We start from the raw sequence: 24203 nt of genomic DNA on the forward strand, positions 1-24203 counted from the left end.
GTGCGGCAGCCATTCACTGGACTTCTCCAACAGCCTGCTGCGTTCCCGGATTCCTCAGGTACTTATACCGTGTACTCTCAAACGCAAATCGACCCGGTGGTCAGCTTCCGCAACTCGCAGCGCGAGCACGTGCGTGGGACGATCATTAACCTCCAGAGAAAGTCTTTGGTCATGGAGGTCTATAACCCCTATTCCATCGTGCAGGTCAGCGAGGTGTTAAGCGAGCTGAGCGTGCGCATGGGCACCAAGAATGCCTATCTCGGCAAGGCGGTGGTAGTGAGTCTGGTGAACACCGGTCTCACCGCGGTGGTCTCTCTGGCGCTGATCGACGAATGGCGAGAGCTTAGCGTTCTGCCCAATGAAGCGAAGTCGGTCGGGCGGGAAGCGGAACTCTTTATTAGCGACTGGGATGCGCGCTTCAATATCCGGCGCGACTATCAGATTGTCGTGAACGAGATGCGCGCATTCCTGTCGGAAGTGTCGCGCTGGGTCGAGCAGGTCGACCTGACCGAGAGCTTGCCGAAGGCCGAAGGAGGCAGGCTGCGCGCGGACCTGTTTTACGAGCTCGCCACGCCGATCATGCTGAAGATCAAGTTCTTCCTCGACCGCCTCGAGGAAGAGGCCGAGCGCGTCGATGCGGAGACCGCACCCGTGCATCGCACGTATGCGCAATCGGCACTGCATCCGTTGCTGCTGCGCGCGCCGTTTGTCTACCGCACGTTCACGAAGCCGCTCGGCTACGCCGGCGACTACGAGATGGTCAACCAGATCCTCAGCGATCCGCAGCAGGGACCCACCACTTACTTCCAGATCGTCAATACCGCGTTCCTGCAGGCTGCCGTCGCGACCGCGCACCGTAACCGGATCGCGCTGCTGATCGATTTCCTGACGCGTCAGGCCGAGGCAGCGCGCGCGGCCGGCAGACCGTTCCGCATTCTCAACGTCGGTTGCGGGCCCGCATTCGAGATCCAGCGCTTCGTGCGCGAATATCCGCATCCGGAGCTACTGTCGTTCGAGCTGGTCGACTTCAGCAATGAAACGCTGGCGTTTACAAAGGACGCGATCGAAAGCTCGGCGAACGCCGCGGGCCATAAAGCCTCGGTGGAGATGGTGCATCAGTCGGTGCACGACCTGCTCAAGCGTAAGATTTCAACAGACCCCGCCGCGCGCGAATTCGACGCGGTGTACTGCGCGGGTCTGTTCGACTATCTGTCGGACAAGGTCTGCGCGCGCCTGCTGAGTTACTTCGCCGCTCGCACGCGACCTGGCGGCCAGTTGCTGGTCACCAACGTCCATTCGGCGAATCCGGAGAAGTACGGGATGGAGCATCTGCTCGAGTGGTATCTGATCTATAGGAACGAGAGCGGCATGAGTTCGCTGCTTCCCGCCAACTCCACTGACCAGAAGCTCTACGTCGACGAGACCGGGGTGAATGTGTTCGCGGAAGCCACGATCCTCTGAAACCGTGTCGACATCCCTGTCCATGACTACCAGTCCCCTGCAGAGCGGCTATCAAACCGAGCTGGCCGACTTTCGCGTCACGTTCAGCCGGGGCGGCGCGTGCACCGCCATTGCGCTCGTGCTGCTCGGCGTGGGGCTGGATTACGCGCAGTATCCGCAGTATCAGACGTCTTTCGCGCTCGCGCGCCTGCTCGTGTCGTTGATGATCGGTGGTATCGTGGCCTTGCTCGACACCAGCATGGGGCGCCGCCTTACTCCGTGGCTGACGCTGTCCTGGCTGCTGCTGCCGCAGGCAATGATTTCATGGATGATCTGGCGCACCGATGGGGTTCTGTCGCCCTACTATATGGGCCTGAATCTCGCTATTTTCGCGTCCGGCATCGCGTTGCCATTTGGCTTGTGGCAAAACCTCGTGTTCGGCGTGTTGTCCTGCCTTCTGTATCTGCTGGCGTGTCTGCTGCCCCCGCATGACGGTATGCCGCTCGGCACGTTGACGGTCAATGTTCTGCTCCTTCTGTTCGCCGCTGCCGCAAGTGCCGTCTATACGTTCTTCAATGAGCGCGTGCGCTTCATGCTGTTTCGCCTGAAGGCCGAGGTCTCCGCGAAAAACGCGGAAGTCTCCGCGAAGAACGCCGAGCTCGAAGTGATCAATCGCCAGTTGCTCGACATCAAGGGCCAACTGCTGCAGCAGGAAAAAATGGCCGCGATCGGTACGCTCGCGGCGGGCTTGCTACATGAAGTGAATAACCCGGTGAACTTCTGCCTGATGGCGATCGAGGTTGCGCTGGAAGAGCCGATCTCGAAGAAGGAGCCGACGCTGCTGGAATGTCTGGTCGACGCGCGGCAGGGCATGCAGCGAATCCAGCACATCGTGTCGGACCTGAAGACTTTCGCGTATCGCAAGCCCGGCGCCGAGGCGGAGTTGGGCACGCCGTTCCTGTTCGAAAAGGCGCTCGATTCGGCGATCCGGCTGGTCGGGCATGAATTGCGCGGCGTCACCGTGACGCGCGAACTGCCCGTGGATACGCTGGTGCAGGGCGACGAGGCGGCCATCATCGGTGTGCTGATCAACCTGTTGTCGAATGCGGTGCTGGCGATGCGCAAGGCGGCCACGCCCGCGCCGGCGATTCACATCAACGTGAGGTGGACGGAAGATCGCCTGCACGTGACGGTAAAAGACAATGGGCCGGGCATCGCGCCGGAGAATATCGCGCGCGTGTTCGAGCCGTTCTTTACCACCCGTGAAGTGGGACAGGGCCTGGGCCTCGGGCTGTCGATCAGTTATGCGGTGATCGAGCGCCACGGTGGTCTGTTGTTTGCTGAAAGCGAACTGGGAAGTTGGGCGGCATTCAGTTTCGATCTGTCGCCCGCACCCTGACAAACACCATGAACGACATCCGACAGACACAGCCCACTCTTCTCTACGTCGATGACGAAGAGTTGGCGTGCAAATATTTCGCGCGCACCGTCGGTGCGGATTACGAGGTCCTGCTCGCGACGAGCAGCGACGAAGCCATCGCTATCCTCGAACAGGACAATGCCCGCATCGCGGTGCTGGTCACGGACTTCCGCATGCCGGGGCGCGACGGCGGCGACCTGCTGCGTCAGGTCGCGCTGGAATATCCGCACATCGTGCGCATTCTGGTCACCGCTTACGCAGACGTCGACATGCTATTGCGGACGGTCAATACCGGCGAGGTGTTCCGCATCCTCGAAAAGCCGCTGAAGCCGGCGGCGGTGCGCGATACGCTGCAACTGGCATTTGAGCGCTACCACGAACGCGCGATGCAGAATCAGCGTCTGATCGCCATCGACGAAACCCTCGCGTTCATCGCGCACGAACTGAATACGCCGCTCGCGGCGATCGCGTTGAACGCGCACAGCATCGAAGATCGCACCGACGCGGAGCGCGATGCGGAGGGCGAAATTCTCGGCGCCGCGAAATCGATGCGCGAGAGCGCGCAGTACTGCATGGCGGTGGTGTCGTCCTTCTGGCGCTCGGTCCACAACGGGCGCCGGCAGGTGGGGGGCGACGAGGCACGCATCGAGAGCACCGCGCATGGGCTGATCTCGGCGTTGCTCGATACGTATCCATTTACGACCGCGCAGCGCTCGTGGGTGCAGGTCGAGGTCGGCAGCGACTTTGCCGTGCTTACGCAACCGAATTGCGTCGCGCTCGTGCTGTCGTCGCTGTTGTCCAACGCGTTGCGCGCGCTCGCGGATGTGCCGTCGCCGTCGGTGCGCTTTACCGTGACGACGGAACCCCACCCGAGCATCGGCATCTGCGACAACGGGCCGGGGATTCCGCTAGAGATCAAAGACCGCCTGTTGACGGACCCCATTACAACGCACGCGAAATCCGGGGGGAACGGCTTGGGCCTGATTCTATGCAACCGTGTCATGCAGTCCTGTGGCGGCGGACTCAGGATCGAGTCCACGTCGGGCGGAGGCACCACCGTAGTGCTGGATTTCCCCCATCTCAAAGGTCAAACGCACAGGAGTTGTTGATGAACGAAGCAAAAGCCACAGAGGAGTTGGCGCCGGCGATCATCTTCGTCGATGACGAAGCTACCGCCGTAAAGTACTTCCAGCGTGCCATCGGCAGCCTGGCGCCGGTCCTGACTGGCGGCTCGGTGGAAGAGGGCAAGGCGCTGCTCGACGAGCATGGCGACAGGGTGGGAGTGCTGGTGTCCGACCAGCGCATGCCGGGCGAGTTCGGCAACGAGCTGCTGCGCTATGCGAGCGAGCGCTTTCCGCATGTCGTGCGGATTCTGACCACCGCGTATTCGGAGATCGACCAGACCGTCGCGGCCGTCAACCTTGGTCATATCCATCGCTACATCAAGAAGCCGTGGGACATCACGGCGTTGCGCATGGAGCTGAAGCAGGCGCTCGAACTGGCCGAACTGCGCAAGGAGCGCGACACGCTGGTGCGCGAGAAGCTGGGCGTGCTGCAAAAGCAGGTGGTCGCCACGCGCATCGGTCTGGTGCGCACGCTGTCGGCCACGCTGATCGGGCCCGAGCGCTTCCAGCCGGTCGAGACCTATCTTGCCGCTGCGGTACTCGCCGACGTGCCGAGCTCCGAGCCGGACTGGCTGCTGCAGGACTACTCCGATCTGATCGCGGCGGAGAGTGTCCGCAGCGGCGCGTTCGGGCATACGGTGGCGGCGCACCTCGCCGCGCTGCGCAACCGTCACGGCGGCGCAAGCGCAAGCGACGCGCCGACGGTGCTGGCCGGGGCGCTTGCCGAGGCAGGCATCAATGTGCGCCGCGAAGGCGATGGTCTCGTGTGGGACCAGCCGGCCACACTCGCGGAGTTTCTGTCGGAGCCGGCCAACAACGCGGTGTCGAGCGGCCACGCCGCATGGCTGGCGAGCCTTCTGTGGCTCGACGGCAATGACGTTGCCCTGCAGCCGGCACGCGAAGGCAATGCGATCGCGTTCCGGCCGACGCAGCGCGGTAGCGAGTTCGCCGCCGATCGCCTCGCCACGTGGATCGAGCAGTTCTGATTACTCTGCTTCAAGGGCGCGGCAACTGACGCGCCCCTACTTCTATCCGCTTCGCGCCGCAGCTCACCACGGCACGCCGCGCGTCGCCGACACCGGCTCGCGCGAGCCGTCCTGACTCCAGTCGATCCCCCTCCACGCTACATTCGTCGTAGCGATCCCGTTGACGGCAACCCGGCACCACCGGGTCTGTCGACTCCATCCCATCGCAACACCCACACCCTCACGCGACATACGCGCCGGCGACGCGCGTCATACACGCGCAAATAACAAACCGACATTTCAGTTCGATGAAACATGCGCTTTGCTATTCAACGGGACGAGGCGATAGAAAAGTTCAGTCAAAGTTCCATGTCATCAAAAGGGAACATTGCGGCCAGATAATCCTGCTGCGTAAAAAATTACGGATTTGTTTAATAGGGCGGAAAAGTCGTAATCCAAACCAACAGGGTTCCCACAATGTCGGTCAGTCCAACATCACGCACCACTCTGATTCTTACTTCAATCGCGGCAGCCTGCGTCCTCGCAGCCTGCGGCGGCTCCAATCATAACGACACGGCGAGCACCGGCACGACGCAACCGACGACCTATGCGGGCGTCGTGACCGCCGCCAACTTCGTGCCGGGCAACGCGTCCGGTAACCCGACGATCAAAGCGGGCTATTACGCCGGCGCGACCGTCTGCCTCGATACGAACGGCAACGGCAAGTGCGATTCGGGTGAAGTAAGCACGACGACCGACAGCAAGGGCCACTTCTCGCTGCAATCGAGCGCGAGCGGTCAGCTGATCGCCGACGTCAGCACGAAGGCAACCAACACCGCAAGCGGCGCGGCTGTCGCGAGCCACGTGATCCTGCGCGCCTCGGCTGCGCAGATCGCCGACCAGGGCGCTGCCAACATCGTGATCAGCCCGATGTCGACAGAAGTGCAGCGTCTCGTCGAAGCGACCGGCACCAGCTACGCGACCGAGAAGGCCAACGTCGCGGCGCGCCTGACGGGTCCGGCACTCGGCGCATCGTCGGTGACGGTCACCGCCGCCGACGCGCTCGGCGACGTGAACAAGCTGTCGGGTGCCGAGCAGCAGGCCGTGCTGTTCGAAGACAACCAGCTCGCGAACCGCTACACGTACGCGACGACCAAGCTCGATCGCGGCGACCTGTATCCGGACAACCTCGCGGTGGCGGGCGGTGATCCGTCGATCGTCGGCGTAACCGGCGTGACCGCATTGACGGCCGTGAAGTCCACGCAGACGCAGGCACCGATCACGTACGCGCAGTCGCAGCAAGCCGCGTTCAACGTCGAAGGCATTCCACGTTACGACAACGTGTTCGTGATCATGCTCGAGAACCACAGCGTGGGTCCGGTCACGGGCACGCCGGGTATTCTCGGTTCGACGAACGCGCCGTATATCAACACGTTCCTGAGCAGCAACGCGCAGTTCACGACCTACTACTCGACCGGCAACCCGAGCGAGCCGAACTACACGGCACTCGGCGGCGCGGACGACTGGGGTATCGTCGACGACAACTGGTGGGGCTGCGGCGCGGGCACGACCGGCGCCAACGCACCGACCGACGTGGCATTCGCAGGCGGTACCGCTTCGGACGGCCAGCCGCTTGTCGCGACCGGCGCACTGCCGCCGCAAGACACTTCGCACTTGACGGGTCTGACCGGCGCCGCCTGCACGACGGCCGGCTCTGCGGCGAACCACAACGTCTCGGCGCCGAGCCTCTTCTCGCTGCTGTCGCAAGCGGGCATGACGTGGCGTACCTATAGCGAGTCGATGAACCCGGGCCAGGACCCGCGCGCGGACAGTATTGCCGAGCCGACGATTTCGGACACCTACAAGGGTCCGGGCAGCAACGGCACCGCCTTCGCGATGCCGGGCGCGCTGTACAAGACCAAGCACCATCCGGGCATGGCCTATCAGCAGACGCGTAACCTGCCGGAGTTCCACGCCGACAACCGCACGATGTTCGGTACGCAGTACTCGGCCGCCGACCTGGCGAAGTCGCAGGCCTACCCGATCCCGGCGAACTACAACTATGACCAGTTCAGCACCGACCTCGCGACCGGCGACGTGGGTAACGTGAACTTCGTCATGCCCGACCAGTGCGACGACATGCACGGCACCGGCTCCGATCCGTCATGCACGGGCGGCAGCACCGCGATCGTGCAGCGCGGTGATGACTACGTGCGTCAGGTGGTCGCCAAGATCCAGGCTTCGCCGATCTGGACCAACCCGAATCGCAAGGTCGCGATCGTCGTGATGTTCGACGAAGGCGAAGGCAGCTCGACCGCTTGCTGCGGCTGGAATCCGGTTACGTCGAACGTGAACCAGCAACCGCTGTCGTTCGCGAACGGCAAGTACACGCCGACGACGACCGTGCTGTACAACCAGGGCAACCATGGTCACGGCAACTCGGTGTTCGGTGTCGCGACGAACCAGGCGAACCCGAACGTCGTGGATAGCGACGAGTACAGCCACTTCTCGTTCGTTCGCACGCTGCAGGACATGTTCCAGATCGCCGACCCGCAGCAGCCGAGCACGTACCTCGCTCGTGCGAAGTACACGGAGTCGTTCATCGCGGCGAACATCGCGAATCTGCCGGAACTCGCGGGCAGCGCCGATACGCACTTCGACTCGGTCCGTCCGATGAACCACGCGTACATCACGCCGGCGACCTACACGCAGAAGCTCAATACGGTTGACGTGACGAGCACGTCGCTGGCATCGCGTGGCCCTGGCCCCGACGCGACCCAGACCAACGTCTGGTCGCTGAAGTCGGCGAAGTAAGGAGCCGATCCGCATGCGATACGAGCCGGTTCGCCGTCTTGTATCGCGGCCAGATGCGACAAGCGCTTGCTGCCGGCCCACCTGTCGAGTGGTCCGGCAGTTTTCCATTCCGTTCGTCCCATTGCCGTGCGGCCTTAGCGGTACGCGCAGTTAGCCAGGCCCTGCACGAGGCCCAGCCAGGACCGCCCGGCAATCGGATTCACGTACCAGGACATCATGCGAACACCTGCTTTGAGCGTGCTGTGCGCGCTCTCCCTGATATTGACCGCATGCGGCGGCGGTGGCAGCGACGGCGGCGGCTCCAGCCAGACGTCGTCGTCGGGCAGCGGCGGCACGACGAGCGTCGCGCCGCCCGCGACGGTCACGCTGAGCGCCGCGGCGCAGGTCGGCCAGAAGCTGTTCTTCGACCAGAACCTGTCGGGCAACAAGAACATGGCCTGCGCGACCTGCCATAACCCGCAATACGCGTACGGGCCGCCCAACAGCCTCGCCGTGCAGCTCGGCTCCGATCCGTCGCTGGTGGGTCAGCGCGCGGTGCCCTCGCTGCGCTACAAGTCGATGACGCCGCCGTACAACGACGTCGCCGACAACCCCGACGGCATCACGCAGAATGCGCCCGGCGGCGGCTTCATGTGGGACGGACGCGCGACGACGCTTGCCACCCAGGCATCGATGCCGCTGCTCAATCCGCTCGAAATGAACAATGCGTCGGCGGTCGACGTCGTGAAGGCCGTGCAGGGCGCGTCGTATGCGTCGCTGTTTCAACAGGCGTTCGGCTCGGGCGTGTTCGCCAATACCGACACCGCGCTCACCGACATCGGTCTCGCGCTGCAGGCGTTTGAGACCGAAGACCCGAGCTTTGCGCCGTATTCGAGCAAGTTCGACCTGTTCGAATCCAACAAGCTGGGCGGCACGCTGACGGCGGCCGAACTGCGCGGCCTCGAACTCTTCAACGACACCGACAAGGGCGCCGGTTGCGTGGCCTGCCACTACGCGGGCGCGAACTTCAACGGCTCGGTGGGTTTGATGACCGACTTCACGTATCAGGCGATCGGTGTGCCGCGCAACGACACGTCGATACCGGACAATCCCGACCCTATCCCGAGCAATACCAACGCCGCGTACTACGACCTGGGTCTGTGCGGTCCGCTGAACACGAGCCACACGCCTGGTAGCGCGACGAGCGGCGCGGGTCCGGATTCGTTCACCGGCGTCAACGTGCCCGATCCCTATTGCGGCCGCTTCAAAGTGCCGACGCTGCGCAACGTCGCGACGCGCACCGCGTTTTTCCACAACGGCGTGTTCCATTCGCTCGTGCAGGTGCTCAACTTCTACAACACACGCGATACGAACCCCGAGTACTGGTATCCGAGCAGCGGCGGCGATAGCGGCAACATCGTGCAGAACCCGTCGTTTGCGCTGTTCCCGAGCGCCGCGTCCGGCGCGACGGCTACGCCGTTCAACGATCTGCCCACCGCGTATCAAGGCAACATCGACGAAGAACTGCCGATGGGACAGGGCCAGACCGATGCGGGCGGCACGACCGCGGCCGACGGCGCGAAGGCGCGGCCGGTTCACTCGACGCCGCAGCTGACGCAGCAGAACATTGCGGATCTGGTCTGTTTCATGAATACGCTGACGGACGGCTATCAACCGCCCGCCACGACGCCGACGAGCGGCGCCTGCGTGAACTGACGACTTTCAATAAAGCAACTCAACCTGAGCAACGACGACATGATGCGACGCTCCACCGCCGCCCGCCTCGCAGGCGGCGCGCTTTCCCTGATGGCCCTGACGCTTTTCGCTGGCTGCCACGACAAGAGCCAGGACGCGAATCAGGCAAACTTCACGGCCACGATCAACGACTACCTGGCCGAGCGCGGCCATCTGTGCCTCGCCAAATACGACTGGCCGATCTACACGACGACTGAAGACCGCGCCAACGGCACGCGCGACGCGGTCCAGATGCCGGTGCTCGAAAAGCTCGGGCTGGTGGTGGGCAAGGACATGCTGGTCGAACGCGTGGATGCGGACGGCAAGAAGATCACCGCGTCGGCGCGGCAGTATCAGCTGACGCCGGAAGGCCAGAAGTACTATCTGCATATCCCGGAAGTGGTCGCGACCGCGACGTCGCGGGTCACGCACCCGGCCGATTTCTGCGCGGCTTCGCTGTCGCTGGATAAGGTGGTCGGCTGGGAACGGCCGATGCAGATGGATGGCAAGACGGTGACGTCGGTGGTCTACACGTACAAGATCGATCCGGCGCCGTGGGCGAAGGACCAGGACGCGCAGCGTGTGTTTCCGATGGTCAAGCGTGTGATCGAAGGCGCGGGGACGATGCAGTTGCGGGAAGGTGTACATCTGACCGATGCGGGTTGGGTGGCTGATGAGGTTTTTCGGCGGTGAGGGTTGGGGTGGGTTAGTGGGCACCCTTTGGCAGGGCGGGGGCTGTTTTTTCGTTGTTCTGGGTGCGTTGGCCTTTCCTTGTTTTGTTATCGGTCTATTGGCGTTGCCCCTGTGCGGGGCGGCACCTACTTTCTTTGCTGCTGCAAAGAAAGTAGGCAAAGAAGACAGCTTTACACCGCCAGCTCTTAAGCGGGTCCCCTGGCTTGGAAGGGGTAGTGGTGCATCTGGAATCCGTGCTCCCGCACATTCGGCGGTAGTGACCAGGCAGTCATTCTTCCGGCGGCGCTGCGCGCGCCGAAATCCCGTTCCGAAGGAAACGACAACACCGTGAGCGGCATTGAAGGTCATACGGGCACGGTGAAAGTCCCGTCAAGCCCTCGCGACAGCGCACAATCCCAATAATCGTCAATGCTGCGGCATCCGTCTATAATCGGAATGCCGTCAAAACAGCGACGGTTCAGGCGTGGAAACCTGAGAATTTCTGAGGACCGGTACGCCTGCTGCGGCAGGCAGTACCTTGTTGCTGCACGTCCATTGTTCTATGGGCGGGCCGTGGCAGGGAGGCGCTCGCGCCTGCCGGTTGCTGGTCTTCGGAGCCGGTTTTCCACCCCTGCCAATGTGCCCGCTCACCACCTCCCTATGTGTCCGGGCGATCCTTCACGATAACCGGGACCGCGCATGACCAAACCCAGCAGAAAGCAGCAATCTCCATCCCGCCCCCCTGTAGACGCTCTCCAGTATGAACAGCTCGCGCTGGCCGCCTTTCATCTTTGCGACCGGCAGGGGCAGCAACTCCGACATCTGATTACACTTGCGACCTCGATGTTCAGGAGTCCTGCTGTGACTGTCGAGGAAAGACACGAACACCGCAACCTGCTGGAACTGATGATCCAGATCGGCGAGAACTATCACTCGACCAACCGCTGCGATCAGGAACTGTTCACGGTGCTTGCACTCGACGCCAAGGGGCTTCCAAACCGCCAACTGACACCGGCGGACGCAGCAGCGATTCTCGCTGACGCTGCGCAGGGCGCGGACGGGAAACTGGCGGCTATGCACGCTTCATGGACAAAGCACTAACTGTCGCCGATTGCTTTCGGAGAAGGCGGCTCAATACCGCCTTTTTTCGTTGGGCCGCGACAACGGAAAGATGCACCTGAAAATGAGATACCCGAAATCATTGTCAATGTTTGTCAAAACGGGTTTATCTCGAATTAAAGCTGTTGACCGTGACTGCTTGGGATGGTTAATTCGTCGGGTGTGTTCTGGAAAATCAGGAGGTCAGATGGAACAACAGAAACAGGATGAAACCGGAGCAAGGAAGAGTGCCAGCTTTGCCTTATCACCTATTCAGGCTACTCGAACTTCCCTCCAATGCGGCCGGCAATGGCGCTGAACGCCGAAATCGGCGAATGCTTTCCGCCGGACACGCTTCGGTTGTATTCCATCTGAACCATAGCGCGAGGGGCACTGGTGCCGTTCTTACGTGTGCTCAATGGTCCGATGGTCTGACAGCGCGAATTAACCTATGGAGGGTCCAATGTACGAAAGGATGCGCTCCGCAAAGGAGATCATTGAAGAAATGAAGGCTCGCTTTGCGGATATGTTCGAGGGATCAGATAACCGGGAATGTCTAGATTGCCGTATCACATTCAAGATATACAAAGAGTGGCCTGACATGCCTCATGCAATGACGACGAATCCGAAATCCGGGGAGCCGATTCGGATTAATGCAATCAGGGCTCTCCCATCCGGTTACGACATGAGGCAGGCGTTAGGGCAAGGCGCGGGGTGCCTCTGTGGCAATCGACCTGCGGGCCCGTTCGATGAACGGTTGACCATCAGGGATTACAACGGCAACCCTGTACCAGATTTGCGATACCGGACTCTCGCCGAAGGCAAAGAAATCTGTAGCGGCAAGACAAACGCAGCGGGGCAGACTTCTCGCGTTACAACGCAGGGTTTCAAGTTTCTTACGATTGAAGTGGAGCGCTAGCAAAATGAACGACAGCACGGAATGGGTAACTCTCGATGACACTGCATTTACAAACACGACTCCTGGTTCAAATAGGGACGTCACGATCAACACGACCCCTATCTGCCCGAACATGACCAACAAGGAGTTTCGCAGACAGGCTATGCAGGCACGCGATATCGGCGTCGAGTTAATCAAAAGACGCATTGAGGGACTTGCACGTTGGGACATGAAAGAACAGGACCGGGTGACTACCTTCTTTGCAAGTGCGGATGTACATACAAAGAGGGTACTTAGCGAAGGGCTTCCGCGATTGCTTGCAGCGATGCAGCAATTGGAGCCAGAAAAAGATTGTGCGATGGGACAGTGAAACAAACAGGCACCTGTCGTGTGCGGTCACGCCGGATTCGGGCGTCAATCACGCCGCAGTCTGCAAACCGGATTCGGACAAACGGGTTATCGCTATTTACTCGAAATTTTGTGGAAGTCCATTTGCCCAGTTGTGGAGAATATGCAAGGTCAAGACGATAATCCACGAATGTACGCACTTTACAGACACTTTTAATTCGCAAGACCACATGTATCTCGACAGCGAAGCGGGGGCGATGATCTTCGCGAGAAACAAGCCCCACCAGGCGATTAGCAACGCAGACAGCATCGCTGGCTACATAGCGACATTCGATGGAGTAAATATCGCACCATGAATAGACAACCGATTTTGCGCGGTGGCTGTCTCGCGGTATTGCTTGCCGTGTGGTTTTGCTTGGGACGCCCGGTTAATGCTTGTACTATCGGAGAGGTAGCGGCTATTGAGTTGCCATTCAACACAGTTGAACTTTCAAAGGAAAATCGGCGTTCAATCGCAGATGCCGTGGAAGAGGCAAAGAAGTGGCCTGACGTGCAGATTCAGGCGATTGTGATGGCCGGTGCATATATTGGCGAGCACGATCTTGACGTTTTGCAGGAGCGCCGCGGGGAAAACGTGCAAGCGTATTTGAGGAAGCTCGGTATCAGAAGTGAGAATATCTATATCGTGCCGAAAACTCTTACGGATGGGTTCGCGGTGAAGCGGGCTGACGGTGAACTAGCTGTCCGCCAGATCGAAGTTGAGTTGCATCCAATCTGTAAAGATAGCTGCGCATGGATGTGTGACGATCCAAGGGTGACGCCGCGCACCAAGGTTATCAACCCATGAAGCACACGAACAGGGCCCCGCTTCGGCGGGGCTTTTCTGCGATGAGGCCCGCTACTGCGCGGGCCTTTTGCGGTTACGCCTGATTCCAGAGAGTGGGCCGCAGGGCCCATCCACCACGATGCGACTTGCGTCGTTCTGCTGCGCTTAACAGAACGACGTTAGGCAGTTCATAAGCGGGCTCGCGGCAAGGACGCATCCGGAATCCGTGTTGACACCTCACCCCTGATCCCGCGCCACAAACCGCCGCGTGCGAATCCACTTGGTCGCCACCCACTTGTCCCCCGCGCGTAGCGGCGTGCTCGCGTGCAGCGAACCCGGATCGCACAGCCCGAAGCGGTTCCCATATTCGAAATAGAGCGCATGCCCGCGCTGCGGCGCGACCGACCAGCCGAGCTGCGGAAACACCGTCTCGCCACCGCCTTCCACATCCTTCAGATACATCAGCAGCGTGCCCATGCGCTGGCCGCTGCGTGCGATCGACTCGCGATTCGCTTCATTGCCAGTGATCAGATAGTCCACATGCGGCGTGGACTCCGCGCCTTCCTCGTAATGCAGCATTTGCAGACCTTCGCCATTCTCGACCGGCGTGCCGGTCAGCAACGCGATGCGCGCTTCGATGCGCGCGATCAGCGGCGTCTCGCCAAGACGGAAAAACATCCCGTGACTGCTGCGATGACCAGCGACCACATTGCGCCCCGTCACCGGGTCGACGACGGTCGAGCGGTCGAGCCGCGGCTGCGCGAGCGCGATTAGCTGCTCGCATTCGTCGCCGCTCAGGAAATTGGCCAGATGCACCGCGGCCGGCCGCTGCAGCCGCGACAGCACGCGCACCCTGCGCTCGCCGAGCTGGATCAGCGGGCCGTCGGGTACACGCAGCGGCTCAGGCTCATAGCTGAGCGGCGCGCCGCCGACTTCGAGCTTGTCGCCGGGCAGCGGCGTGCCATACATAAACGCCGACGACACCGCATCGACCATCGCCGAGGCGAGTTCGGCCGCATTGTTGCGGGCGACCATCTCGTTGACGATCGCTTGCGGCGCGACGCCTCGCGTGAGATTGGCGGCGATCCAGTCGCGGACTTCGGCGGGGAAATTGACGGTGATGGACATCGGCGTGACGTTGTGAAGTGTCGTTGTGGTCGCGGCGCGCGCGACGCTGGCTTGGGATGATAGCGAGCGTTTGTGACGGTTCTGGACGCAGGGCCCGCTTTTCAATCGGCTGTCGTCTGTTACCGCATATTGCGATGTCCCGCCGCGCCCAAAGCTCGACTCCTACGGGTATCCGCCTCGCACGTGCCACCCCGGTCGGTGACCCAACCCTTCCATTGGCCAACATGTTGCACCGCTGTAACTCAAGCCCGACGCAAGCCGGTTACATTCACGCATGCCCGAATTCGAGCCATCGCCCGTTTCCTTACGTCTTCATAACAACGCGTCCAGAGGACGTCGACTGATGACAACGCGCGCGAACCATGGCACTTTTGCGCAGTCCCGTCAGAGGACAAGCTTCCCACCGAATATCAACACCCCTATCCGTTCCCGGAGAGCAACATGAGCGAAACCGTGTCCCCGCCGCCGAAGCACTCACGACGCGGGCTCACCATCTTCGCGGTTATCGTGCTCGTCCTCGTCGCGCTCGTCGTCGTTCATCTGCTGACGCGCAAGAAGCCGGTGCGCGAGAACGCGGCGATCGTCGTCACGGTGTCGCAGGCAACCCTCGGTTCGATGCCGGTCACGCTGAGCGAGCTCGGCACTGTCACCCCCACCGCAACCGTGACCGTGCTGCCCCAGTTGAGCGGCTATCTGACCGAGGTCGGCTATCACGAAGGCCAGGAGGTGCAGAAAGGCCAGTTCCTCGCGCAGATCGATCCGCGCCAGTATCAGATCAGCAAGCAGCAGGCAGAGGCGACGCTCGCGAAAGACCGCGCGTCGCTCGCGCAGGCGCGCGCCGATCTCGAGCGCTATACGCAGTTGAATGAGCGCAAGTCGATCGCGCAGCAAACCTTCGCGGATCAGCAGTTCCTCGTGCAGCAGGACGAAGCGGCCGTGAAGGCCGACCTCGCCAACATCGCCCAGTTCGACCTCGACCTCGCCTATTGCCGCATCACCGCACCGATCGCGGGCAAGGTCGGCTTGCGGCTCGTCGATCCCGGCAACTACGTAACCGCGTCGTCGTCGACGGGCATCGTCGTCATCACGACCGTGAAGCCGACCACGGTGCAGTTCACGGTGCCGCAGGATTCGCTCGCATCGATCGTTCAGCGTGTGAACAGCGGCGCGAAGCTGCCGGTCACTGCGTCTTCGAGCGACAACTCGCACGAGATCGCGACCGGCACGCTGTACGCGCTCAGCAACCAGATGGCGACCGCGACCGGCACCGTCACCTTGCGCGCGATCTTCGCGAACGACGACGAGGCGCTATTTCCCAACGAGTTCGTCAACGTGAAGCTGCTCGTCGACACGATGCAGAACGCGGTGCTGGTGCCGACCGCCGCGGTGCAGTCCGGCGCGCCGGGCGACTTCGTCTATCTGGTCAATCCGGACAGCACGGTGTCCGTGCACAAGGTCAAGATCGGGCCGAGCGACGGCAGGAACACGGTAATCCTGTCGGGGCTCGCGGCCGGCAACCAGGTCGTGACGGACGGCACCGATCGTCTGAACGACGGCGCGAAGATCCAGCCGGTGCATCCGAAGTCTCCCGCGGCGGCGAGCGGCGCGGCCGCCACCGGCGCGAAGACGCCCGCTGCCGCGTCCGAGGCCGCGCCAGCGTCGGCTGCGGCGGCAACGCCTGCGCCGGCCGCGTCCGAAGCCGCTTCGTCGTAACGGACCGCCGCGCCGATGAATATTTCCCGCCTGTTCATTCTTCGCCCGGTCGCGACGCTGCTATTGATGATCGCGCTCGTGCTGGTCGGTCTGATCGCGATGCGCGTGCTGCCGGTGTCGTCGCTGCCGAACGTCGACTATCCGACGATTCAGGTGCAGACCTTCTATCCGGGCGCGAGCCCGACCGTGATGGCGACCACCGTGACCGCGCCGCTCGAGGTGCAGCTCGGCGAGATTCCGGGCCTGCAGCAGATGACCTCGTACAGTTCGGACGGTGCGTCGGTGATCACGCTGCAGTTCGATCTGTCGCTGAACCTCGATATCGCCGAGCAGAATGTGCAGCAGGCGATCAACGCGGCGAACAGCTACCTGCCGTCGGGCCTGCCGGCGCCGCCGACCTATGCGAAGGTCAATCCTGCCGACCAGCCGATCCTGACGCTCGCGATCACGTCGAAGTCGATGTCGCTGACGCAACTCGAAGACGTCGCGAACAACCGTCTCGGCACGAAGATCTCCGAAGTGTCGGGCGTCGGCGTCGTGACGACGAGCGGCGGCAACGTGCCCGCAATCCGCGTCGAGGCCGACCCGCACAAGCTCGCCGCCTACGGCCTGAATATCGACGACCTGCGCACGCTGCTCAGTTACGTGAACGTGAGCCAGCCGAAGGGCAATTTCGACGGCCCCGACCTCGACTACACGATCAACGGCAACGATCAGATCACCGATCCGAAGGACTATCTGGACACGGTGGTCGCCTACCAGAACGGCTCGCCGGTGTTCATGCGCGATGTCGCGCGCGTGAGCCAGGCCGCGCAGGACGTCGAGCGCGGCGCCTGGTACAACGGCTCGCCCGCGATCGTGCTGAACGTGCAGCGCCAGCCGGGCGCGAACGTGATCCAGACGGTCAACCAGATCATGAAGGAGCTGCCGCAACTCGAATCGACGCTGCCGGCCGGCATGAAAGTGACCGTGGTGTCGGACAGCACCGGCGTGATTCGCGCGTCGGTCGCGGACGCCGCGTTCGAGCTGATTCTCGCGATCGTGCTCGTCGTCGCGGTGATCTTCGTGTTTCTGCGCAACGTGCCCGCCACGCTGATTCCGAGCATCTCGGTGCCGGTCTCGCTGATCGGCACGCTCGCGGTGATGTACCAGCTCAACTACTCGATCGACAACCTGTCGCTGATGGCGTTGATCATCGCGACCGGCTTCGTGGTCGACGACTCGATCGTGATGATCGAGAACATCGTGCGCTATCTGGAGGAGGGTATGTCGCCGCTCGAAGCCGCGCTCGAGGGCGCGGGGCAGATCGGCTTCACGATTCTGTCGCTGACCATTTCGCTGATCGCGGTGCTGATTCCGCTGCTGTTCATGGGCGGCGTGATCGGACGCCTGTTCAGCGAGTTCGCGGTGACGCTCGCGGTCACGATCGTGATTTCGGCGGTCGTGTCGCTGACGGTGGTGCCGATGCTGTGCGCGCGGATGCTGCGCGCGCAGGCCGAGCGCCATCCGAGCCGCTTCGAGCGCATCAGCGAGGGCCTGTTCGACAAGACGCTCGCCGCCTACGAGCGCGGCCTGCGGTGGGTGCTCGATCATCAGACGCTGACGCTGATGGTCGCGATCGCCACCGTCGTGCTGACCGGCATCCTGTATATGGTGATTCCCAAGGGTCTGTTTCCGGTGCAGGACGTCGGCGTGATCCAGGGCATCAGCGTCGCCGACAACTCGGTCTCCTATGCCGCGATGGTGCAGCGCCAAAGCGCGCTCGCCGAGGCAGTCCTGAAAGACCCGGACGTGGTGTCGCTGACGTCGTACGTCGGCATCGACGGCACCAACGCGACGCTGAACAACGGCCGCTTCCTGATCAATCTGCGCGAGCGCGACAAGCGCTCCGACACCGCGCAGGAAATCGCGCGACGGCTCGCGCAGGAAGTCGCGCACGTGCCGGGCGTGAAGCTGTTCATGCAGCCCGAGCAGGACCTGACGCTCGACACGACCGTGTCGCCGAACCAGTACAGCTTCGTGCTGCGCGGACCGAGCCAGCAGGCGTTCCAGAAGTACGTGCCGGAACTCGTCGCGCGCCTGAAGCAGATTCCGTCGCTGTCGGACGTGCAGAGCGATCTGAACAGCGACGGCCTCAGCGTGAACGTCGAAGTGAACCGGCAACTGGCCGCGCGCTTCGGCATCACGCCCGCGACGATCGACAACGCGTTGTACGACGCGCTCGGCCAGCGCATCGTATCGACGATCTTCGAGCAGTCGGCCCAGTACCGCGTGATTCTGGTCGCGAAGCCTGAAACGATGCCGACCGTGCAGTCGATCGGCAATCTGTATCTGCCGAGCCAGACCAGCAGCACCGGTCAGGTGCCGCTCTCCGGCATCGCGAAGATCCAGATCGGGAAGGCGCCGCTCGTGATCAGCCATCTCGCGCAGTTTCCGTCGGTGACGGTGTCGTTCAATCTAGCGAAGGGCGCGTCGCTGAGCACCGCGGTCAAGGAGATTCACCAGGCCGAGCAGGCGATCGACCTGCCGCCGTCGATCACGTCGTCGCTGCAAGGCGCGACCGCGGCGTTCGAGGATTCGCTGTCGAGCGAGGTTTATCTGCTGATCGCGGCGCTCGTTGCCGTGTATATCGTGCTAGGCGTGCTGTACGAGAGCTTCATCCATCCGGTCACGATCCTGTCCACGCTGCCGTCGGCCGGCATCGGCGCATTGCTGTCGCTGATGCTCGCGGGCATGGATCTCGACGTGATCGGCATCATCGGCATCGTGCTCTTGATCGGCATCGTCAAGAAGAACGCGATCATGATGGTCGACTTCGCGCTCGATGCCGAACGCAATCACGGCAAGGCGCCGCGCGATGCGATCTTCGAGGCCTCGCTGCTGCGTTTCCGGCCGATCCTGATGACGACGCTCGCTGCGATGCTCGGCGCGCTGCCGATGCTGCTCGGCACCGGCACCGGTTCGGAACTGCGCCGGCCGCTTGGTCTCGCGATCATTGGCGGCCTGACGCTGAGCCAGATGCTGACGCTGTTCACGACGCCGGTGATCTATCTGTTCTTCGACCGCATGGCCGGGCGCGTGAACCGCTGGCGCGCCGCACGCGCTGAGCGCAACGACGGCGACGAGCCGGGCGGGCGCCCGCCGGACGGCGGCGCGGAGGGCACGCGGTGAATATCCCGGCGATCTTCATCCGGCGGCCGGTCGCGACGACGCTGCTCGCAATCGCGATCCTGATCTCCGGCACGCTCGCGTATTTCCGCATGCCGGTCGCGCCGCTGCCGAACATCGCGTTTCCGGTGATCGTCGTGCAGGCGAACATGGCCGGCGCGAGCCCGAACATCATGGCGTCGACGGTCGCCGAGCCGCTAGAGCGGCGGCTCGCGACGATCGCCGACGTCGCGGAGCTGACCTCGATCAGCTACGTCGGCTCGTCGATGATCATCGTCGAGTTCGGCCTGAAGCGCGACATCAACGGCGCCGCGCGCGACGTCGAGGCGGCGATCCAGGCCGCGCGTGCGGATCTGCCCACCACGCTGCGCAGCAATCCGAGCTACCGCCAGTACAACCCCGCCGACGCGCCGATCATGGTGCTGTCGCTGACATCCGACACGCTGACGAAGGCGCAGCTCTACGACTCCGCCGATTCGGTGATCCAGCAGCAGTTGTCGCAGGTGCAGGGCGTCGGTCAGATCACGCTCGGCGGCGGCGCGTTGCCGAGCGTGCGCGTCGAGTTGCAGCCGGGCAAGCTCAATAGCTACGGCGTCGGCATGGAGGACGTGCGCGCGGCGATCAGCGCGGCCAATGCCGACAGCGCGAAGGGTCATCTCGATGTCGGCGATCAGCGCTACGTGGTCACGTCGAACGATCAGATCACGCACGCGGCGCCGTATCGCGATCTGGTGGTCGCGTATCGCGACGGCGCGCCGGTGCAGTTGCGCGACGTCGCCCAGGTGCGCGACTCGAACGAAAACATCCGCAATGCGGGGCTCTTCAACGGCAAGTCGGCGATTCTCGTGATCGTCTATCCGATGCCGGGTAGTAACGTGGTCAGTACCGTGCGGCAGATCCACAACGTGTTGCCGTCGATCCAAGCGACGTTGCCGAGCAGTGTGCATGTGGATGTCGCGATCGACCGTTCGCAGTCGGTCACGTCGTCGGTCAGCGATACCGAGCGCACGCTGTTCATCGCGGTGCTGCTGGTGGTCGGCGTCGTGTTCATCTTCCTGCAGTCGCCGCGCGCGACGCTCGTGCCGGCGGTCGCGTTGCCGCTGTCGATCGTCGGTACCTTCGGACCGATGTATCTGCTCGGCTATAGCATCGATAATCTGTCGCTGATGGCGCTGACCATCGGCACCGGCTTCGTCGTCGACGATGCGGTCGTCGTGCTCGAAAACGTCGTGCGGTACATGGAGCAGGGGTTGAGTCCGAAAGAGGCCGCGCTGAAGGGCGCGGGCGAAGTCGGCTTCACGGTGATCTCGATGAGCCTGTCGCTGATCGCGGTATTTCTGCCGATCATCCTGTTTCCGGGCATCGTCGGACTGATGTTCCATGAGTTCGCGATCACGCTGTCGATCGCGATCCTGATTTCGCTGGTGATCTCGTTGACGGTCACGCCCGCAATGTGCGCGTACGTGCTGAGCCGCGACAACGCGGGTCATTCGAAAGCGCGTTGGGCGCGGTGGATCGAGCGCCAGTTCGATCGCTTCAAGGGCGTCTACGCGCGTTCGCTGACGGCCGTGCTCGATCATTCGCTGCTGGTGATTGTGCTGCTGTTCGCGCTGCTGGTCGGCAACGTGTTCCTGCTGAAGCTGGTGCCGGCCACCTTCTTCCCCGAGCAGGACACCGGCATCCTGATCGGCCAGATCATCGCCGACCAGAGCATTTCGTTTTCGGCGATGCAGAAGAAGCTCGCGCAGTTGCAGTCGATCGTGCAGAGAGATCCGGCGGTGCAGTCGGTCGCGGGATTTACCGGCGGACGCGCGCTCAATACCGCGAACGTGTTCATCGAGTTGAAGCCGCTGTCGCAGCGGCACGCCACAGCCACCCAGGTCGTGAACCGGCTGCGACCGAAGCTCGACGAGGTGTCGGGCGCCCGGCTCTTTCTGCAGGCGCAGCAGGATCTTCGTATCGGCGGGCGGCAGTCGGCGGCCGAGTACCAGTACACGCTGACGAGCGACGATTCCGCCGCGCTGTTCACGTGGACGCCGAAGCTCGTCGCGGCGTTGTCGAAGGAGCGCGGACGGCTGCTCGACGTGAACTCCGACTTGCAGCAGAACGGCCTGCAGACCTATGTGTCGATCAATCGCGCGACCGCCGCGCGCTACGGCTTCGCGCCGAATCAGATCGACAACGTGCTGTATGACGCGTTCGGCCAGCGCACCGTGTCGACGATCTATAACCCGCTGAACCAGTACTTCGTCGTGATGGAGGTCGCGCCCGAGTACTGGCAGTATCCGCAGACGCTGAACCAGATCTATCTGAGCACGTCCGCGGGCAATCCGAGCGGCACCGCCGCGACGCAGATGCCGCACGGCACGGTGTCGGCGACGAGCTCGACCCGCGCGAGCACCAGCAGTACGTCGTCGAACACGAACTCGCGCAACTCGGACGCGCAGTCGAACGCGACCAACAACAGCATCGCCAACAGCAAGGGCGGCAGCTCGACCGGCAGCGCGGACAGCACGGCCGCCGAAACGATGGTGCCGCTTTCGGTGTTGACGTCGTACAGGAACAGCCATACATCGACGCAGGTGAACCATCAGAGCGGCCTCGTCGCCGCGACGATCTCGTTCAACCTGCCGGCCGGCGGGTCGCTGAGTCAGGCGGGCACGGCGATCAACGACACGATCCGCGAGATCGGCATGCCCGCGAGCATCCACGGTTCGTTCGCGGGCGCGGCGGCGGCCTATTCGCAGTCGATGGGCGTGGTGCCGCTGCTGATTCTCGCGGCGCTCGGCGTCGTCTACATCGTGCTCGGCGTGCTGTACGAAAGCTCGATCCACCCGCTGACGATCCTGTCGACGCTGCCGTCGGCGGGCATCGGCGCGACGCTTGCGCTGCTGATTTTCGGCACGCCGTTCTCGGTGATCGCGATGATCGGCATCATCCTGCTGATCGGTATCGTCAAGAAGAACGGCATCATGATGGTCGACGTCGCGATCCAGTTGCAGCGCCAGCAACAGATGACCGCGCGCGACGCGATCCACACGGCCGCGCTGATCCGTCTGCGGCCGATCATGATGACGACGTTCGCGGCCGTGCTCGGCGCGGTGCCGCTAGCGATCGGCATCGGCCAGGGCGGCTCGCTACGCCAGCCGCTCGGTATCACCGTGATGGGCGGGCTGATCCTGAGCCAGATGTTTACGCTCTACACGACGCCGGTGATTTATCTGTACCTCGACCGCCTGCGTGCACGGCTGGTCAGATGGTCCGCGGGTCTGCGCTGGACCCGCGGCGCGAAGCCGGGACAACCGGATACGAAGGCATGACGATGAAGACTTCCACTGAACCAATGACAGGGCCGCGCTGCGGGTTGCCGAGTGTCGCGACGCTCGCCGTCGCGTTGCTGGCGCTGTTCAACGCCGGCTGCATGGTGGGCCCGGACTATCACCGGCCGCAGGTCAGCGTGCCCGCCACTTTCTCCGAGCTGCCGGGCTGGACCCAGGCCGAGCCGAACGCAACCGGCCCGAAGGGCACGTGGTGGACCGCATTCAACGATCCGTTGATCGACGAACTCGAACCGCTCGTCGCGGTGTCGAACCAGACCGTGCGCGCGGACTACGCGAACTACCAGCAAGCGCTCGCGGAAGTGCGCGCCGCGCACGCGGCGCTGTTTCCGACCATCGGCGCGACCGGTTCGGCGACGCGCGAACGCGCGTCGACAACGACGCTGAACGGCACCGCGGCGCGCATCGCCAACGCTGGTTCGCTGGAAGGCAATGTGAGCTGGGCGCCGGACCTGTGGGGCCAGGTGCGCCGCACGGTCGAGGAAAACGCCGCGAGCGCGCAGTCCACCGAAGCGACGCTTGCGAATGCGACGCTCTCCGAGCAGGTCGCGCTCGCGACCGCGATCATCGAGCTGCGCACCAGCGACGCCAACATCGACCTGCTGCAGGAAACGGTCGTCGCGTATCAGCACTATCTCGACGTCGTCAGCGAGCAGGATCGCGCGGGCACGATTCCGCCGAGCGACGTGATCACCGCGCGCAGCCAGTTGAATACCGCGAAGTCCGATCTGATCGCGCTCGGCGTCGCGCGCGCGCAGAACGCGCACGCGATTGCGGTGCTGGTCGGCAAGAACCCGGAGGAACTGTCGGTCACGCATAGCACCGCGATGCCAGCGCTGCCGTCTGTGCCGGTTGGCGTGCCGTCGACACTGCTCGAGCGTCGCCCCGACATCGCCGCCGCCGAGCGCAAGATGGCCGCGCAGAATGCGGCGATCGGCGTCGAGGTGGCCGCGTATTACCCGGATATTTCGTTGTCGGCGGTGGCCGGTTTCACGCAGTCGCCGCTGTCCGGGCTGCTGAAGGCCGCGAACTACGTATGGTCGCTCGGCGGCAGCGCGACCGAGACGCTGTTCGACGGTGGTCTACGCAGCGCCGACGTCGATGCGGCGAAGGCCGCCTACGACGCTACGGTCGCCAACTATCGCGGCACCGTGCTGGGCGCGTTCCAGAACGTCGAGGACGATCTGTCCGGGCTGCGCATTCTCGCCGATCAGGCGGTCGTGCTCGAAACGGCTGTGCGGGACGCGGACCATGGCGCGGAAATCGCGTTCAACGAATACCAGGCGGGCACCGTCGATTACACGACGGTCGCGACCGCGCAAGCGACGCAGCTGACCACGCGGCAGACCGCGCTGAACGTGCAGGAATCGCGTCTGCTGCATGCGGCGTCGCTGTTCGGCGATCTGGGCGGCGGGTGGTCGACCGAAGACCTGCATGATCCACGGCATCCGGCGGCGGCTGCATCGTCGGCGACGTCTGCCGCTATCATGCCGGGCGCGCGGCAAGCGCGGCACGATCAAAACGACTAGGGACCAGCA

General features: G+C 63.1%; 17 protein-coding genes. 16 read left to right on the forward strand and 1 reads right to left on the reverse strand.

Going from position 1 to position 24203, the window contains the following annotated elements; all coding sequences use genetic code 11:
- Positions 1 to 69 precede the first annotated feature (69 nt).
- The 12 genes from F6X42_RS11390 (at position 70) to F6X42_RS11440 (ending at position 13339) form a co-directional block, all read left to right on the forward strand.
- Positions 70 to 1461, forward strand: coding sequence for a class I SAM-dependent methyltransferase (locus F6X42_RS11390; protein WP_187634310.1), 1392 nt, complete (start codon positions 70 to 72; stop codon positions 1459 to 1461).
- A 22-nt stretch (positions 1462 to 1483) separates the two neighbouring features.
- The gene (locus F6X42_RS11395) at positions 1484 to 2839 is read left to right on the forward strand and encodes a sensor histidine kinase (protein ID WP_187634311.1); all 1356 of its coding nucleotides are present in this window, start codon (positions 1484 to 1486) and stop codon (positions 2837 to 2839) included.
- Positions 2840 to 2847: 8 nt separating this feature from the next.
- Complete coding sequence (locus F6X42_RS11400; RefSeq protein WP_187634312.1) at positions 2848 to 3969, forward strand: hybrid sensor histidine kinase/response regulator; 1122 nt, start codon at positions 2848 to 2850, stop codon at positions 3967 to 3969.
- The gene (locus tag F6X42_RS11405; RefSeq protein WP_187634313.1) at positions 3969 to 4970 is read left to right on the forward strand and encodes a response regulator; all 1002 of its coding nucleotides are present in this window, start codon (positions 3969 to 3971) and stop codon (positions 4968 to 4970) included. Before F6X42_RS11400 ends, F6X42_RS11405 begins: the two co-directional genes overlap by 1 nt.
- 456 nt (positions 4971 to 5426) lie before the next feature.
- Positions 5427 to 7763: an alkaline phosphatase family protein gene (locus tag F6X42_RS11410; RefSeq protein ID WP_187634314.1), complete on the forward strand. Its 2337-nt coding sequence runs from the start codon at positions 5427 to 5429 to the stop codon at positions 7761 to 7763.
- Between the two features lie 216 nt (positions 7764 to 7979).
- Complete coding sequence (locus tag F6X42_RS11415; protein WP_187634315.1) at positions 7980 to 9458, forward strand: cytochrome-c peroxidase; 1479 nt, start codon at positions 7980 to 7982, stop codon at positions 9456 to 9458.
- A 39-nt stretch (positions 9459 to 9497) separates the two neighbouring features.
- Positions 9498 to 10169 (forward strand): SEN1982 family lipoprotein, encoded by a 672-nt coding sequence (locus tag F6X42_RS11420; protein ID WP_187634316.1) that lies wholly within the window; start codon positions 9498 to 9500, stop codon positions 10167 to 10169.
- Between the two features lie 678 nt (positions 10170 to 10847).
- On the forward strand, positions 10848 to 11249 hold the full coding sequence (locus F6X42_RS43945; protein WP_246530050.1) for a hypothetical protein: 402 nt from the start codon (positions 10848 to 10850) through the stop codon (positions 11247 to 11249).
- A gap of 460 nt (positions 11250 to 11709) precedes the next feature.
- Positions 11710 to 12165, forward strand: a complete 456-nt coding sequence (locus F6X42_RS11430) for a hypothetical protein (RefSeq protein ID WP_187634317.1) — start codon at positions 11710 to 11712, stop codon at positions 12163 to 12165.
- A 4-nt stretch (positions 12166 to 12169) separates the two neighbouring features.
- Positions 12170 to 12514, forward strand: coding sequence for a M35 family metalloendopeptidase (locus F6X42_RS43950; RefSeq protein ID WP_246530051.1), 345 nt, complete (start codon positions 12170 to 12172; stop codon positions 12512 to 12514).
- Entirely contained in the window at positions 12417 to 12848 is a 432-nt protein-coding gene (locus tag F6X42_RS43955; protein ID WP_246530052.1) for a M35 family metalloendopeptidase, read from the forward strand. The genes F6X42_RS43950 and F6X42_RS43955 overlap by 98 nt, the downstream gene beginning before the upstream one ends.
- A complete protein-coding gene (locus F6X42_RS11440; RefSeq protein WP_246530053.1) occupies positions 12845 to 13339 on the forward strand; it encodes an OmpA family protein in 495 nt (164 codons plus the stop codon). Before F6X42_RS43955 ends, F6X42_RS11440 begins: the two co-directional genes overlap by 4 nt.
- A 216-nt stretch (positions 13340 to 13555) precedes the next feature.
- On the opposite strand, the gene F6X42_RS11445 is transcribed toward F6X42_RS11440, so the two are convergent.
- Positions 13556 to 14446 carry a 2OG-Fe(II) oxygenase gene (locus tag F6X42_RS11445; protein WP_187634318.1) on the reverse strand — a complete coding sequence of 297 codons (891 nt, stop codon included), beginning with the start codon at positions 14444 to 14446 and terminating at the stop codon, positions 13556 to 13558.
- 441 nt (positions 14447 to 14887) lie between these two features.
- Here F6X42_RS11445 and F6X42_RS11450 point away from each other — a divergent pair, with 441 nt between their 5' ends.
- Genes F6X42_RS11450 through F6X42_RS11465 form a run of 4 tightly spaced genes read left to right on the forward strand, consistent with a single transcriptional unit; the run spans position 14888 to position 24194 of the window.
- Positions 14888 to 16159, forward strand: coding sequence for an efflux RND transporter periplasmic adaptor subunit (locus F6X42_RS11450; protein ID WP_187634319.1), 1272 nt, complete (start codon positions 14888 to 14890; stop codon positions 16157 to 16159).
- Between the two features lie 15 nt (positions 16160 to 16174).
- Positions 16175 to 19330: an efflux RND transporter permease subunit gene (locus F6X42_RS11455; RefSeq protein ID WP_187634320.1), complete on the forward strand. Its 3156-nt coding sequence runs from the start codon at positions 16175 to 16177 to the stop codon at positions 19328 to 19330.
- Complete coding sequence (locus F6X42_RS11460; RefSeq protein ID WP_187634321.1) at positions 19327 to 22647, forward strand: efflux RND transporter permease subunit; 3321 nt, start codon at positions 19327 to 19329, stop codon at positions 22645 to 22647. The genes F6X42_RS11455 and F6X42_RS11460 overlap by 4 nt, the downstream gene beginning before the upstream one ends.
- Positions 22644 to 24194, forward strand: coding sequence for an efflux transporter outer membrane subunit (locus tag F6X42_RS11465; RefSeq protein ID WP_187634322.1), 1551 nt, complete (start codon positions 22644 to 22646; stop codon positions 24192 to 24194). The genes F6X42_RS11460 and F6X42_RS11465 overlap by 4 nt, the downstream gene beginning before the upstream one ends.
- The last annotated feature ends 9 nt before the right edge of the window (positions 24195 to 24203 follow it).

This window comes from Paraburkholderia podalyriae, assembly GCF_014397785.1.
GTDB classification, from domain to species: domain Bacteria; phylum Pseudomonadota; class Gammaproteobacteria; order Burkholderiales; family Burkholderiaceae; genus Paraburkholderia; species Paraburkholderia podalyriae.